Source organism: Luteimicrobium sp. NPDC057192, from assembly GCF_042670205.1.
GTDB lineage: Bacteria > Actinomycetota > Actinomycetes > Actinomycetales > Cellulomonadaceae > Luteimicrobium.
The window spans coordinates 36,488-51,380 of sequence record NZ_JBHUWD010000018.1 but is presented as its reverse complement, the minus strand read 5'-3'; the positions used below and the strand labels follow the sequence as shown (position 1 = coordinate 51,380).

The 14,893-nt window shown below is 75.0% G+C and carries 12 protein-coding genes; all 12 read left to right on the top strand.

Features of this window, described 5'->3' with window-relative positions; genetic code table 11:
- Positions 1-45: 45 nt before the first annotated feature.
- The 12 genes from dhaL (at position 46) to ACFT5B_RS10265 (ending at position 14,744) form a co-directional block, all read left to right on the top strand.
- Complete coding sequence (gene dhaL / locus ACFT5B_RS10320) at positions 46-714, top strand: dihydroxyacetone kinase subunit DhaL (RefSeq protein WP_386797914.1); 669 nt, start codon at positions 46-48, stop codon at positions 712-714.
- A complete protein-coding gene (dhaM, locus tag ACFT5B_RS10315; protein WP_386797913.1) occupies positions 711-1,469 on the top strand; it encodes a dihydroxyacetone kinase phosphoryl donor subunit DhaM in 759 nt (252 codons plus the stop codon). The genes dhaL and dhaM overlap by 4 nt, the downstream gene beginning before the upstream one ends.
- A 93-nt stretch (positions 1,470-1,562) precedes the next feature.
- Positions 1,563-2,102: a DUF4233 domain-containing protein gene (locus ACFT5B_RS10310; protein ID WP_386797912.1), complete on the top strand. Its 540-nt coding sequence runs from the start codon at positions 1,563-1,565 to the stop codon at positions 2,100-2,102.
- Positions 2,103-2,156: 54 nt separating this feature from the next.
- A complete protein-coding gene (gene ndk, locus ACFT5B_RS10305) occupies positions 2,157-2,591 on the top strand; it encodes a nucleoside-diphosphate kinase (RefSeq protein WP_386797911.1) in 435 nt (144 codons plus the stop codon).
- Positions 2,592-2,675: 84 nt separating this feature from the next.
- Positions 2,676-6,260 carry a chromosome segregation protein SMC gene (gene smc / locus ACFT5B_RS10300; RefSeq protein ID WP_386797910.1) on the top strand — a complete coding sequence of 1,195 codons (3,585 nt, stop codon included), beginning with the start codon at positions 2,676-2,678 and terminating at the stop codon, positions 6,258-6,260.
- A gap of 242 nt (positions 6,261-6,502) precedes the next feature.
- Positions 6,503-6,823 carry a hypothetical protein gene (locus tag ACFT5B_RS10295; protein ID WP_386797909.1) on the top strand — a complete coding sequence of 107 codons (321 nt, stop codon included), beginning with the start codon at positions 6,503-6,505 and terminating at the stop codon, positions 6,821-6,823.
- A 130-nt stretch (positions 6,824-6,953) separates the two neighbouring features.
- Positions 6,954-8,126 carry a signal recognition particle-docking protein FtsY gene (gene ftsY, locus ACFT5B_RS10290; protein WP_386797908.1) on the top strand — a complete coding sequence of 391 codons (1,173 nt, stop codon included), beginning with the start codon at positions 6,954-6,956 and terminating at the stop codon, positions 8,124-8,126.
- A 178-nt stretch (positions 8,127-8,304) separates the two neighbouring features.
- Positions 8,305-9,639, top strand: a complete 1,335-nt coding sequence (locus tag ACFT5B_RS10285) for an ammonium transporter (RefSeq protein WP_386797907.1) — start codon at positions 8,305-8,307, stop codon at positions 9,637-9,639.
- On the top strand, positions 9,636-9,974 hold the full coding sequence (locus ACFT5B_RS10280; RefSeq protein ID WP_036951550.1) for a P-II family nitrogen regulator: 339 nt from the start codon (positions 9,636-9,638) through the stop codon (positions 9,972-9,974). The genes ACFT5B_RS10285 and ACFT5B_RS10280 overlap by 4 nt, the downstream gene beginning before the upstream one ends.
- 3 nt (positions 9,975-9,977) lie before the next feature.
- Complete coding sequence (locus ACFT5B_RS10275) at positions 9,978-11,843, top strand: [protein-PII] uridylyltransferase (protein ID WP_386797906.1); 1,866 nt, start codon at positions 9,978-9,980, stop codon at positions 11,841-11,843.
- A gap of 54 nt (positions 11,844-11,897) precedes the next feature.
- The gene (gene ffh / locus ACFT5B_RS10270) at positions 11,898-13,526 is read left to right on the top strand and encodes a signal recognition particle protein (protein ID WP_386797905.1); all 1,629 of its coding nucleotides are present in this window, start codon (positions 11,898-11,900) and stop codon (positions 13,524-13,526) included.
- Positions 13,527-13,628: 102 nt separating this feature from the next.
- On the top strand, positions 13,629-14,744 hold the full coding sequence (locus ACFT5B_RS10265) for an amidohydrolase family protein (protein ID WP_386797904.1): 1,116 nt from the start codon (positions 13,629-13,631) through the stop codon (positions 14,742-14,744).
- Positions 14,745-14,893 lie beyond the last annotated feature (149 nt).

The window sequence follows — 14,893 nt, the reverse complement described above, 5'->3', positions numbered from 1 at the left end:
ACCCCGGAGCAGGCGAGAGCGGACGACGAGTACGAGGAGGGCGGCATGGCGGCTGACGTGGCTTGGGCGGAACGCTGGGTCCGGGAGACGGCCCGCAGCATCGCTGAGCACAAGGACGAGCTCACCGAGCTCGACCGGCAGATCGGTGACGGCGACCACGGCGAGAACATGAACCGCGGGTTCACGGCGGTGGTCGCGAAGCTGGATGCGCTGCCGGAGCCGCCGGCGCACGTCTCGGACGTGCTGAAGCTCGTCGCGACGACGCTCATGTCGACGGTCGGCGGGGCGGCCGGCCCGCTGTACGGGACGGCGTTCCTGCGTGCAGCGAAGGTCGCCGACCTGCCCGAGCTCGACGGTCGCGGGGTGGTGGCCGTCCTCGAGGGCGCGCTCGAGGGGGTTCAGGCGCGGGGCAAGGCGACCGTCGGCGAGAAGACGATGGTCGACGCGCTGAGCCCGGCGGTGCAGGCCGCGGTCGGGGCCGCGGACGCCGGCGGCGACGCCCGTGCCGTGTTCGCGGCGGCCGCCGAGGCGGCCCAGCAGGGGGCCGAGGCCACCATCCCGCTCCTCGCGACGAAGGGCAGGGCAAGCTACCTGGGCGAGCGCAGCATCGGGCACCAGGACCCGGGCGCCACGTCCACCGCGCTCGTCCTCGCGGCGGGCGTGACGGCCTCGCAGACCGAGGGCGCGGCGACGTCGTCGGAGCCCGAATCGTGACGGCTCCGGGCGCGGCCCGTACCCCGACCGCGCTCGTCCTCGTCTCGCACGCCGACGAGCTCGCACGCGGCACGGCCCGGCTCGCGGGGCAGATGGCGCCGGCCGTCCTGATCGAGGCCGCGGGCGGCCTGCCCGACGGCGGCCTGGGTACGGACTTCGACCGGGTCCAGGAAGCCCTGCGGCGGGCGTTGGCGGCGGCGGACGGCGTCGTCGTGCTCGCCGACCTCGGGTCCGCGATCCTCACGGTCGAGTCGGTGGTCGAGTTCCTCGAGCCCGACGACGCCGCGCGCGTCCACCTGGCCACCGCGCCGTTCGTCGAGGGGGCCGTCGCGGCCGCGGTGTCGGCGAACGGGGGAGCGCACGCCGACGAGGTGCTGCGCGTCGCCGAGGACGCGGGCAGGACGTTCGTGCCGACGCCGAGCCCCGGCCCGCCGCCCGCGGTGCCGCCCGTCGAGGGTGGCGGCGAAGCGGGCCCGGGCGCCCCCGGTGCGGCCGCCGAGGTGCTGCGCCGGACGGTGACGATCCGCAACCCCCTCGGGCTGCACGCGCGCCCCGCGGCCGAGCTGGCTCGGACGGCGTCCGGCTTCGACGCCGAGGTCACGGTCGGCGGGGTCGAGGCGGCCAGCGTGCTGGAGCTCATGGCGCTCGGCGCCACCGGCGGCCAGGAGGTCGAGGTCACCGCGAGCGGCCCCGAGGCGGGTGCCGCGCTCGACGCCGTGACGGGAGCGATCGAAGGCGGTTTCGGCGAGGCCTGAGCACGCGCACCGACCTGTCAGAACCTCACGGCACCCTGCTGCCGCGAGGTTCTGACAACTCCGGGCGGCGGGTGGGCCACGTATCCTGGAGGCGTGAGCAGCACCTCCTCCGACGGCCCCGCGCGGCCCGAGCCCCAGCGCCGCACCCTGCCCAAGGACGTGCCGCTCCCGGGCGACCGGATCAAGCCGCGCGCCCCCGCCAAGCCGCAGTTCACCCAGACGGTGCTGCTGCTCGAGGCGTTCGTCGTGTTCTTCTGCACCCTCGTGGCGTACGGCCTGCGGACGGTCCCGAACGCGTGGCCGCTGTTCGACCCGCCGAGCGGCGCGGTGATCTGGACCATCGGGCTCGTGCTCTCGGTCGTCCTGCTCGTCCTGTCCCGTCTCGTGACGCGTCCGGGCGGCTACGTCGCGGGGACGGTCGTCCAGGTCCCGGTCATCGCCGGGGGCCTCGCGGTGCCGTTCATGTTCCTCGCCGGTGGGATCTTCGCCGTGCTCTGGGTGGCCGCGCTGCGGCTCGGGGGACGGGTCGACGCGGAGCGCGCTGCCTACGACGCCGAGCACCCGGAGACCGCCCCCAACGTGCCGCCGCGGGTGCGTGGCACGCGCTCGTCGAGCGACACGACGGCGGACTGACGGCGGCGTCCGCCGCGGGCGGGACAGGCCCGCCGCGCCGGTAGGGTGTGGCCCATGAGCACGCCGAACAGCACCGAACGCACCCTCGTCCTCGTCAAGCCCGACGGCGTCCGCCGCGGCCTCGTGGGGGAGATCCTGCGCCGGGTCGAGGCCAAGGGCTACACGCTCGCAGCCGTCCAGCTGCTCACCGCCTCCGACGACCTCCTCGCGGCGCACTACGCCGAGCACGAGGGCAAGCCCTTCTACGGCCCGCTCGTCGAGTTCATGAAGTCCGGGCCCGTCGTCGCCGTCGTCGCGGAGGGCCAGGGCGTGATCGCCGGCTTCCGCTCGCTCGCCGGCGCGACCGACCCGACCGCCGCCGCGCCCGGCACGATCCGGGGCGACCTCGGCCGCGACTGGGGCCTCAAGGTGCAGCAGAACCTCGTCCACGGCTCGGACTCGACCGAGTCGGCCGAGCGCGAGATCGGGCTCTGGTTCCCCGGCCTGTGACGCACCGGTCGACGGAGGCGCCGGCGACCCGGCCCGGGGCCGAGGTCCCCGGAATCCCGCGGCTCCCGAACTAGGCTCGGCGTCGTGCACCTCAAGACCCTCACGCTCCGCGGCTTCAAGTCGTTCGCGTCGGCGACGACGCTGCGGTTCGAGCCCGGCGTGACGTGCGTGGTGGGCCCGAACGGCTCGGGGAAGTCGAACGTCGTCGACGCGCTCGCCTGGGTCATGGGCGAGCAGGGCGCCAAGTCGCTGCGCGGCGGCAAGATGGAGGACGTCATCTTCGCCGGGACCGCGGGGCGTCCGCCGCTCGGCCGCGCCGAGGTCTCGCTCACCATCGACAACGCCGACGGCGCGCTGCCGATCGAGTACTCCGAGGTGACGATCAGCCGCACGCTGTTCCGCAGCGGCGGCAGCGAGTACGCGATCAACGGGTCGTCGTGCCGGCTCCTCGACATCCAGGACCTGCTGTCCGACTCGGGTATCGGGCGCGAGATGCACGTCGTCGTCGGCCAAGGCCAGCTCGACGCCGTCCTGCGGGCCACGCCCGAGGAGCGCCGCGGGTTCGTCGAGGAGGCCGCGGGCGTCCTCAAGCACCGCAAGCGCAAGGAGAAGGCGGTGCGCAAGCTCGACGCGATGCAGGGCAACCTCACGCGGCTCGCGGACCTCACGGCCGAGGTGCGGCGCCAGCTCGGGCCGCTCGGGCGGCAGGCCGAGGTAGCGCGCAAGGCCCAGTTCATCCAGGCCGACGTGCGCGACGCCCGGTCCCGTCTCCTCGCGGACGACCTCGCCCAGGCGCTCGCGTCGCTCGAGCAGGACCTCGCGGGGGAGACGGCGCTCCGGGAGCAGCAGGCCCGGGTCGAGGAGGCGCTCGCCGCAGGGCGCGAGGCGCTGGCGCTGCTCGAGCAGCAGGCCGCCGCGGCCAGCCCTGCCGTCGCGGAGGCGAACGACACGTTCTACCGGCTGTCCGCGCTGCGCGAGCGGCTGCGCGGCACCCAGACCCTCGCGGCGGAACGGCTGCGCCTGCTCGGCACGGCCGAGCCCGTGCAGCGGGGCGCCGACCCCGACGACCTCGACGCGCAGGCCGAGCGGGCCCGCGACGCCGAGCGCGAGCTCACGAGCGAGGTCGAGCTCGCCCGGGCCGCCCTCGAGGCCGCGGTCGCCGCCCGGACCGGGGCCGAGGAGGCGGCGACCGCGGCCGAGCGCGAGCTGGCCTCGCTGCAGCGCGCGTCCGCCGACCGGCGCGAAGGCCTGGCCCGGCTCTCGGGCCAGGTCGCGGCCCAGCGCAGCCGGGTCGAGGCCACGCACGCCGAGCTCGGGCGCCTCCGGGAGGCGGTGGCCGAGGCGGAGCGCCGGGGCGCCGAGGCCGGGGCACGGTTCACCGAGCTCGAGGCGCGCGTCGTCGGGGACGAGGCGGGCGAGGTCGACCTCGACGCCGAGCACGAGGACGCCGTCGGTGCGCTCGAGTCGGCGTCCGCGCGGGTCGCGGAGCTCAAGGACCAGGCGGCCGCCGCCGAGCGCGACCGCACCCAGTGGTCGGCGCGCGTCGAGGCGCTCGAGCTCAGTCTCGACCGCAAGGACGGGGCGGGCGCGCTCCTGTCCGGCGACCGCCCCGGAACGCTCGGCTCGGTCGCCGCGACGCTCGCCGTCGAGCCGGGCTTCGAGGACGCCGTCGCCGCGGCGCTGGGCCCGCTCGCCGACGCCGTCGCGGTCGAGTCCCTCGACGTCGCGGTCGACGCCCTGCGCTGGCTGCGCGAGCAGGACGCCGGCCGCGCGACGCTCGTCGTCGGCGACCCCGGCGTGGCCGTCCCGCGACCTGCGGACGTCTCCCTGCCCGACGGCGCCCGCTGGGCCGCCGCGGTCGTCACGGCGGCCGCGGGCGCTCGCGCGGGCCTCGAGGCGCTCCTCGCGGACGTCGTCGTCGTGCCCGACCTCGCGCACGGACGCGCGCTCGTCGCGGCGCAGCCCGCGCTGCGTGTGGTGACGCGCGGTGGCGACCTCCTCGCCGGGGCGCACGCCGCGGGCGGCTCCGCGTCCTCGCCCGGTGTCCTGCACCTGCAGGCCGCGCTCGAGGAGGGCCGGCAGGCGCTGGACGCCGCGGTGGCAGCGGGGGAGCGCGCCCGGTTCGAGCTCGCGGGTGCCACGCAGGCCGAGGACGCGGCGCGCGAGCGCCACGAGGAGACCCTCGGCCGCCTCAACGAGTCCGACGCGCGGTTGGCCGCCGTCGCCGAGGAGCTCGGGCACCTCGGCGCCACCGCCCGGGCCGCCCGGGCCGAGGCCGAGCGCGCCGGCGAGCGGCTCGCCACCGCGGAGTCGTCGCTCGTCGAGCAGGACGAGGCGCTCAGCGCCCTCGCCGCCCGGCTCGAGGCCGCGGAGCGGGCCCCCGAGGAGTCCGAGGACGCCATCGAGGCGGCCGGCGTGCGACGCGACGAGAGCGCGCAGGCCGCGACCGCCGCGCGCCAGCAGGAGACCGAGGCGCGGCTCGCGCTGCGGACCAGCGAGGAGCGCGCCCGCGCGCTGTCGGGACGCGCCCAGTCGCTCGCCCGCGCCGCCGCCGCCGAGCGCGAGGCCCGCCGCGTGGCCGCCGAACGCGAACGGGCCCGTGCCGTCCAGGCTGCCCGCGCCCAGGCGGTGGGGGCCGGGGCCGCCGTCGCGCTCGCCGCCGTCGAGCAGGCCGTCACCCACGCCGCCGACGAGCGCGCCGCCGCCGAGGCGGCCCGCGCCGAACGCGAGACCGGCCTCGTCGCCGCGCGTGCCGACGTCGAGAAGCTCACCGGTGAGCTCCGCGAGCTCACCGACGTGGCCCACCGCGACGAGGTCGCCCGCGCCCAGCAGCAGCTCCGCGTCGAACAGCTCCAGCAGCGCGCCGTCGACGAGCTCGGCCTCGACCCCGAGGTGCTCGTCGACGAGTTCGGGCCCCACCGGACCGTCCCCGTCCTCGACCCCGCCGGGCCCGCGACCGACGACGACGGCTCCGACGTCCCCCCGCGCGAGGTGCCCTACGACCGCGCCGAGCAGGAGAAGCGCCTCCGGAGCGCCGAACGCCGGCTCGGCCAGCTCGGGCGCGTCAACCCCCTCGCGCTCGAGGAGTTCGCCGCCCTCGAGGAACGGCACACGTTCCTCACCGAGCAGCTCGCCGACCTCAAGAAGTCGCGCGCCGACCTCCTCGAGATCGTCAAGGAGATCGACGAGCGCGTCGAACGCGTCTTCACCGAGGCCTACGCCGACACCGCCGCCCAGTTCGAGCAGGTCTTCCCGCGGCTCTTCCCCGGCGGTGAAGGGCGGCTCGTCCTCACCGACCCGGCCGACATGCTCGCCACCGGCATCGAGGTCGAGGCGCGACCCGCCGGCAAGAAGGTCAAGCGGCTGTCCCTGCTGTCCGGTGGCGAGCGGTCGCTCACCGCCGTCGCGCTCCTCGTGTCCATCTTCAAGGCCCGGCCCAGCCCCTTCTACGTCATGGACGAGGTCGAGGCCGCGCTCGACGACACCAACCTCGGACGGCTCCTCGAGATCTTCGCCGAGCTGCAGCGCGACTCGCAGCTCATCGTCATCACGCACCACAAGCGCACCATGGAGATCGCCGACGCCCTCTACGGCGTCACGATGCGGGGGGACGGCGTGACGACGGTCATCAGCCAGCGGCTGCGGTCCGAGGAGCCCGTCGGCGCGTAGCTGGTGGAGGTCCGCTCGACGACGACGCCGCGGGTCTGTCGCGCAACCACAGGTCGTGGTGACGCCACGACCGCGCGCTCCCATCCCGCCCTGCGCCCCCAGGTCGGGAACGCGGAGCCCCCACATCACGGGAGGGTCACGGATCGGGAGCAGTTGTGTGCCCCGGGTGAAGGTCGATATCGATTCGGAAACGCACAGGGTGCCCGAGGTGCGCCCCCAGGGCCGGCCGCGATACTTGAACCGTGGTGCAGCTCTGGTTCTGGATGGTCCTCGCTCTCGTCGCCGCCGTCGCGGTGCTCTACGCCGTGCACCGGGTCGAGCGTCGGGACAACCCCGAGCTGCCCGAGACCGGGCTCCGCACGTTCGTGAACGACTTCCGTGCCGGCTGGCAGGACATCCGCGCCGAGCGGTTCGCGCGACGTCACCCCGACCGCGCCCCGAACGTCGCCTCGCACCTCGCGCCGCCGGTCGTCGACACCCAGCTCGACGAGGTCTTCGAGTGGTCGGAGCCCGACGACGCGAACCGGGACTGGCACGACTGGCGGCACGCCGCGCGCGGCTGAGCGCACCGTGACCGGGACACCCACCGGCCACCCTCATCAGCGCACGACGACGGCCCTCGGCGCGCCCACCTTGCGCGGCGCGTCGCGGCTCGGGTAGGCCGAGGCCGCTGCGCCTGGAACACTGGTCCGCGTGAAGGACCTCTGGCTGTGGATCGTCGTCGCTGTCGTGCTCGTCGCCCTCGTGGCGGGCTTCGTGGGGAACCGGGTCGTCGCCTCGCGTCGGCGGGGTGCAGGCGGTGCGCCCGCGGCCCCTCCGGTCGCTGAGGCGCCACCCTCCTCGGCTCCGGCCCCCACCACCGCTGCCCCGGAGGCCCCTGCGGAGCCCGAGGCGGCCCCGGAGACGCCCGCGCTCGAGCAGCCGGAGCCGGTCGCAGGCCGGCTCGTCCGGCTCCGTGGCCGCCTCGCGCGCTCGGGGTCGCCGCTCGGCGCGCGCCTGCTCGCGGTCCTGTCGCGCGACCACCTGACGGAGGACGACTGGGACGAGCTCGAGGAGACGCTCCTGCTCGCGGACGTCGGCGCCGGACCGACCGGCGAGATCGTCGAGGCGCTGCGGACGCGTGTGCGGGTCGAGGGCGTCAAGGACCCGGCGGCCGTCCGCGAGCTCCTGCGCTCGGAGCTCCTGGCGATCGTCGACCCGAGCCTCGACCGTTCGCTCGCCACCGAGCGCCACCCCGGCCCGGACGGGACCGAGGTGCCCGCCGTGCTGCTCGTCGTCGGCGTCAACGGGACCGGGAAGACGACGACCATCGGCAAGCTCTCCCGGGTGCTCGTCGCGGAGGGGCGCAGCGTCGTCCTCGGCGCCGCGGACACCTTCCGCGCGGCGGCGGCGGACCAGCTCGAGACGTGGGGCTCGCGCGTCGGCGTGCCGACGGTCCGTTCGGACCGCGACGGCGCGGACCCCGCCGCGGTCGCGTTCGACGCGGTCCGCACGGGGCGGCGCGAGGGCGTGGACGTCGTCGTCGTGGACACCGCCGGGCGCCTGCAGAACAAGGCCGGCCTGATGGACGAGCTCGGGAAGATCACGCGCGTCATCACCAAGGAGGCCCCGCTCACCGAGGTGCTGCTCGTGCTCGACGCGACGACGGGCCAGAACGGGCTCACGCAGGCCCGCGTGTTCGGCGAGGTCGCGGGCGTCACGGGCATCGTCCTGACCAAGCTCGACGGCACCGCGCGCGGCGGGATCGTCGTCGCGGTGCAGCGCGAGCTCGGGGTGCCGGTCAAGCTCGTCGGCCTGGGCGAGGGTCCCGACGACCTCGCCCCGTTCGACCCCGAGGCGTTCGTGGACGGGCTGCTCGGCGAGTGACGGCCTCCCGGCCGACCGTCTCGCACCCGTGAAACCCAACATTTACTCCCGGGCGGCGCATGTCACCTGCCTGTAACACGTGCCGCGACCGGGCGAAACCCGTCGCCGAGAACGTTGTCCCCGACCGGCCGCCCAGGTCGGCGGAGGGAGAGACGGGCACATGGCAACAGGAGCCTTGATGGCGGCGGACGCCTTCAAGCTGGACACGGGCAACACGGCCTGGATGATGACGTCCGCGGTCATCGTCCTGATGATGACGGTCCCCGGGCTGGCGTTCTTCTACGGCGGCATGGTCCGCTCGAAGTCGGTCCTCAACATGATGGTGATGAACTTCGTCGCCGCCGGGATCGTCGGTTTCATCTGGATCCTCTACGGGTACTCGATGACCTTCTCGACGGACACGTCGGGCATCAACGAGATCTTCGCGAACCCGTTCAAGTACTTCGGGCTCGTCGGGCTCACCGACGACAACAGCCTCCTCGGGGGCGGCGGGGTCCCGGCGCTCGTCGCGGTCGGGTTCCAGGCGACCTTCGCGGTCATCACGGTCGCCCTCATCACCGGCGCGATCGCCGACCGCATCAAGCTCGGCAGCTGGATCGCCTTCTCGGCGGTCTGGGTGACGGCGGTCTACTTCCCGCTCGCGCACATGGTCTGGGGCGGCGGTCTGCTCAGCGGCGACGGCCCGATCGCGAGCGCGCTTTCCACGCCGATCGACTTCGCGGGCGGCACGGTCGTCCACATCGACGCCGGTGCGGCGGGCCTCGCGCTCGCGCTGATCCTGGGCCGCCGCAAGGGCTGGCCCAAGGAGCCGATGCGGCCCCACAACCTGCCCTACGTGATGCTGGGCGCCGCGCTCCTGTGGGTCGGCTGGTTCGGGTTCAACGCGGGCTCGGAGGGGGCCGCGGACGGCACTGCTGGCCGCGCGTGGATCAACACGTTCGTGGCCACGTGCGTCGCGATGCTCGCCTGGATGGCCACGGAGAAGTTCCGTGACGGCAAGGCCACCTCGCTCGGCGCCGCGTCCGGCGTCGTCGCCGGCCTGGTCGCGATCACGCCGGCCGCGGCCGCGGTCGACTCGTACGGTGCGATGATCATCGGTCTCGTCGCGGGCGTCCTGTGCGCTCTCGCGGTGGGCCTGAAGTTCCGGTTCGGCTTCGACGACGCGCTCGACGTGGTCGGCGTCCACCTCGTCGGCGGCATCGTCGGAACCGTCCTGATCGGCTTCCTCGCCACCGACAAGCAGGGCGGGTTCCTGCCCGAGGGCGCGGAGCGGGGCCTCCTTTACGGTGGAGGCGTGACCCAGCTCGCGACCCAGGTCGTGGTCGCGGCCATCGCGGTCGTCTTCTCGTTCGTCCTGACCTACGTGATCGGCCTCATCATCAAGGCCATCACCGGTCTGCGGGTCGCGGAGGCCGACGAGGTCGGCGGCGTCGACTTCGCGCTCCACGGTGAGACCGCGTACGACACCACCCCCGCCACCGGCGGGCGCGTCAAGGAGGGCATCTCGGCATGAAGCTCGTCACCGCAATCATCCAGCCCCACCGGCTCGACGACGTGAAGTCGGCCCTCGAGGCCGCCGGCGTCAAGGGCATGACCGTCTCGGAGGCGAGCGGCTACGGGCGCCAGAAGGGTCACACCGAGGTCTACCGCGGCGCGGAGTACACGGTCGACCTGGTCCCGAAGGTCCGTGTCGAGGTCCTCGTCGACGACCCGGACGCCTCCGCCGTGACCGAGGCCATCGTGTCCGCGTCGCAGACCGGCAAGATCGGCGACGGCAAGGTGTGGACCGTCCCGGTGGACGCGGTCACCCGGGTCCGCACCGGTGAGACCGGCGCGGAGGCGCTCTAGCCGATGACCGACGGACAGCCTGCCGGGGGGCAGCAGCCTGTCGAGGAGCAGCCGCAGGTCCCGGACCCCGTCGGGGTCCGGGACCTGCGGCTCGCCCTCCTCGAGACGGGGTCCCGGCTCTCGGGGCCCGGTCGGAGCGGGGTCGCGCGTCGTGCGGCTCTCGTCGCCCTCGTCGACACCGCGCTCGAAGGGCTCTGGGCCGAGGCGACCCAGGGCCTCGAGGACGACGACGGCGCGGTTCCCGGCCTCGCGCTCGCGGCGGTCGGGAGCCTGGGTCGGGGCGACCTCGGCCCGGCCAGCGACCTCGACCTCGTGCTCGTGCACGACGGCCGGACCCACGACGCCGAGACCGTCGCACGGGTCGCCGACGGTCTCTGGTACCCGGTGTGGGACGCGAAGCTCGAGCTCGACCACGCGGTGCGCACCCTCTCCCAGTGCCGCCAGGTGGCGTCGAAGGACCTGCCCGCCGCCGTCGGGTGGCTGGACGTGCGCCCGGTCGCCGGTGACGCCGTCGTCGTGCACCGCGCGGCGTCGGCGGTGCTGGGGGACTGGCGGTCGGCGTCGAGGCGCCGCCTCCCGGAGCTCCTCGCGTCCACGAAGGAACGCGCGGACCGGTTCGGCGAGCTCGCGTACCTCATCGAGCCCGACCTCAAGGAGGCGCGCGGAGGGATCCGGGACGCCGTGGTGCTCTCGGCGCTCGCGGCGACGTGGCTCACGGACCGCCCGCACGGCGACGTCGACCGGGCCGCGTCGCACCTGCTCGACGTCCGCGACGCGGTGCACGTCGTCGCGCGGCGGCACACCAACCGGCTCGTGCTGCAGGACCTGGAGGAGGTGGCCGACGTCTCCGGCTACGACGACGGCGACGCGCTCCTCGCCGGTCTCGCCGAGGCCGGACGCGAGGTGAGCTACGCGCTCGACACCACCGTGCGCCGCGCGCGCCAGGCGCTCCAGCGCCCCCGGCTCGCCCGCCCCGTCCTCGTGCGGGGCCGGCGTGCCGCGCCCCGCCTGCGCCCCGTGGGCGACGGGCTGGTCGAGCACGACGGCGAGCTGGTCCTCGCGGTCGACGCGCACCCCGAGGCCGACCCGGTCCTCCCGCTCCGTGCCGCGGCGACCGCGGCGCGCACCGGCCTCGTGCTCTCGCCGGTCTCGGTCGGGTCGCTCGCACGCTGCCCGGCCCCGCCCGAGCCGTGGCCCCGCGCGGCCCGGCAGGCCTTCCTCACGCTGCTCGGCAGCGGGCCCGCCCAGGTCCCGGTGTGGGAGGCCCTCGACCTCGCGGGCGTCGTGACCACCTGGATCCCCGAGTGGGCCGGCGTGCGCAACCGCCCCCAGCGGGCCGCGATCCACCGGCACACCGTCGACCGGCACCTCGTGGAGGTGGTCGCGCGCGCCGGCCGCGACAAGCGGCAGGTCGCGCACCCGGACGTGCTCCTGCTCGCCGCCCTGCTGCACGACATCGGCAAGCGGGCCGGCGCCACGGACCACGCCGTCGAGGGCGCGCGGCTCGTCCCGGCGATCCTGGACCGGATGGGCTTCGAGCCGGGGACCCGCGACGACGTCGCGCTCCTCGTGCGCGAACACCTGACGCTGTCCCGGCTCGCCGTGGGCTCGGACCCGGACGACCCGGCGACCGTCGAGGCGCTGGCGACGGCGGTGGACCACCGCGCGGACCTGCTCGAGGCGCTGCGCGCGCTCACGGAGGCCGACGCGTCGTCGCTCGGACCGGGCGCGTGGACCGCGTGGCGGCGCCGGCTCGTCGACGACCTCACCGGGCTCACGCTGCGCGCGCTCGGCTCCGGGCCCGGGAACGGGCCGGACGACGGGCCTAGCGGGGGAGCGGGCGCCCGCGGGGCCGAGCCCGCCGGGTAGGCTGGGGTGGCTCGGATCCCGAGCCCCCCGTCCCCGAACCCCCGAGGTCCCCTGGTGTTCAACACGCTCTCCGACCGGCTCGCGCAGACCTTCAAGAACCTGCGCACCAAGGGTCGTCTGTCCGAGGCGGACATCGACGCGACCATCCGCGAGATCCGCCGGGCCCTGCTCGACGCCGACGTCGCGGTGCCCGTCGTGCGCGAGTTCACGGGCCAGGTGCGCGAGCGCGCGCTGTCGGCCGAGGTGTCGGGCGCCCTCAACCCGGCGCAGCAGGTCGTCAAGATCGTCAACGAGGAGCTCGTCGGCGTCCTCGGCGGCGAGACCCGGACGCTGCGCTTCGCGAAGACCGCGCCGACCGTGATCATGCTCGCGGGCCTCCAGGGCGCCGGCAAGACGACGTTCGCGGGCAAGCTCGGGCGTTGGCTCAAGGACCAGGGCCACACGCCCCTCCTCGTCGCTGCGGACCTGCAGCGCCCCAACGCGGTCACCCAGCTCTCCGTCGTCGCCGAGCGCGCCGGCGTGCCGGTGTTCGCGCCGCACCCGGGCAACCAGAGCGGCGCCGACGCGGAGAACGGCCCGGTCATCGGCGACCCGGTCGGCGTGGCGCGCGACGGCGTCGAGACCGCGCGCCAGCGCCAGCACGACGTCGTGATCATCGACACCGCGGGTCGCCTCGGTGTCGACGAGCTCCTCATGCGCCAGGCCGCCGACATCCGGGACGCGACGCAGCCCGACGAGGTCCTGTTCGTCATCGACGCGATGATCGGCCAGGACGCGGTCGCGACCGCGAAGGCCTTCGAGGAGGGCGTCGACTTCACCGGCGTCGTCCTGTCCAAGCTCGACGGCGACGCGCGCGGCGGTGCCGCGCTGTCGGTCACGGGCGTCACGGGCCGCCCGATCCTGTTCGCGTCGACGGGCGAGAAGCTCACCGACCTCGAGGTCTTCCACCCCGACCGGATGGCGTCGCGCATCCTCGACATGGGCGACGTGCTGACGCTCATCGAGCAGGCCGAGAAGGCGTTCGACGCCGAGCAGGCCGCGCAGATGGCCGCGAAGGTCGAGGCCGGGGAGGACTTCACGCTCGCCGACTTCCTCGTGCAGATGCAGCAGCTGCGCAACATGGGCTCCATGAAGAAGATGCTCGGGATGCTCCCGGGCATGGGCCAGATGCGCGACGCGATCGAGAACTTCGACGAGCGCGAGGTCGACCGCATCGAGGCCATCGTGCGCTCGATGACTCCCGCCGAGCGCGAGAACCCGAAGATCATCAACGGGTCGCGCCGCGCCCGCATCGCGCGCGGCTCCGGCTCGACGACCACGGACGTCAACCAGCTCCTCGAGCGGTTCGAGAACGCGCAGAAGATGATGCGCCAGGTGGCGCGCGGCGGCGGCGTCCCCGGCATGCCGGGCATGGGCGGCATCCCCGGGCTCGGCGGCGGCAAGAAGGCGCGTGGACGGCAGGCGCCGCAGCGCAAGGTCAAGGGCAAGTCGGGCAACCCCGCCAAGCGGGCCGCGCAGGAGCGCGCCGCGGCCGCGCGCGCGGCGGGCCAGACGGTCGCCGAGCCGAGCGCACCCGGCTCGGCGTTCGGTGTCGGCCGCGGCGCCGGCTCGTCCGACGCGGCCGGCCCGGGCCTGGACGGTCTCGAGCTCCCCCCTGACCTGGAGAAGTACCTGGGTCGATGACGGCCTGCTGAGCCGCTATCGTTTCGTCGCCGGGACGCTCGCCGTGCTGACCACCCGGTCAGCGGCCGCCGCTGTCCGCGTCGTGAGTCATAAAGGAGCCAGATGTCCGCGCTCGAGGGTCCGTCCCTGCACATCCGCGGGCAGGTGCTGCTCGGCGACGACCGTGAGGTCGCGGAGCTGTGGGTCAAGGACGGGGTCGTCACGTTCACGCGGCCGTCGGCGCCGGGCACCCACCAGCGCACCATCGAGGGCTGGGTCCTGCCGGGCCTCGTGGACATGCACGCGCACGTCGGGCTCGGTGAGACGGGGGCCGTCGGGCTCCCCGAGGCGGAGGAGCAGGCGCGTGCCCACCGCCGGGCGGGCGTGCTGGCCGTCCGCGACGCCGGTTCGCCGACGGACACGTCTCCGCTCGTCCACCGTCCCCACCTGCCGCGCATCGTCCGCGCGGGCCGGCACCTCGCCCGCCCGAAGCGGTACGTCCGCGGCCTCGCCCACGAGCTGGCCGACGTCGCCGAGCTGCCGGAGGCCGTCCGGCGCGAAGCTCGCGCCGGGGACGGCTGGGTCAAGCTCGTCGCCGACTGGATCGACCGCGACCTCGGCGCCGACGCGGACCTCACGCCCCTGTGGCCGGACGACGTGCTCGCCGACGCGGTCGCCGTCGCACACTCCGAGGCGGCGCGCGTGACGGCGCACACGTTCTCGGCAGAGGCCCTGCCCGGCCTCCTGGCCGCCGGGGTCGACTGCCTCGAGCACGGCACGGGCGTGCCGCCCGAGCTCATGGGGGAGCTGGCCGCCCGCGGGATCCCCGTCGTGCCGACGCTGCTGCAGGTGGGCCAGTTCGACCGGTTCGCCGCGCAGGCCGACGGCAAGTACCCCCGCTTCGCGGAGCGGATGCGGAGCATGCACGAGAACCGCTACGCCCAGGTGCGCGCGCTGTTCGACGCCGGTGTCCCGCTGCTCGTCGGCACCGACGCCGGGACGACCGTGGAGCACGGGCGGCTCGCCGACGAGTGCGCCGAGCTCGTGGCGGCCGGCATCCCGGCGGCCGAGGTGGTCGCGGCGGCGAGCTGGCGCGCGCGCCAGTTCCTCGGCCTCGGGCACCTGGTCGAGGGCGCGGTCGCGGACCTCGTGGTCTACGACGCGGACCCGCGCGAGGACATCGGCGTGCTCCGGTCACCGAAGGCCGTCATCGTCGGCGGCGAGAACCCGCGCCGGTAGTCGCTCGGACCCACGGACGGGCCACACGGCCCGGCTTGGAACCGGTTGTCGTCGTCTGGCACAATGGAGCCGTACTCGGCGTGCCCGGCCCCTCTCTCCGCGCACCGCCGCGTCCCTGGTCCAACCACCGCCCTCGGCCCCACCGGGAG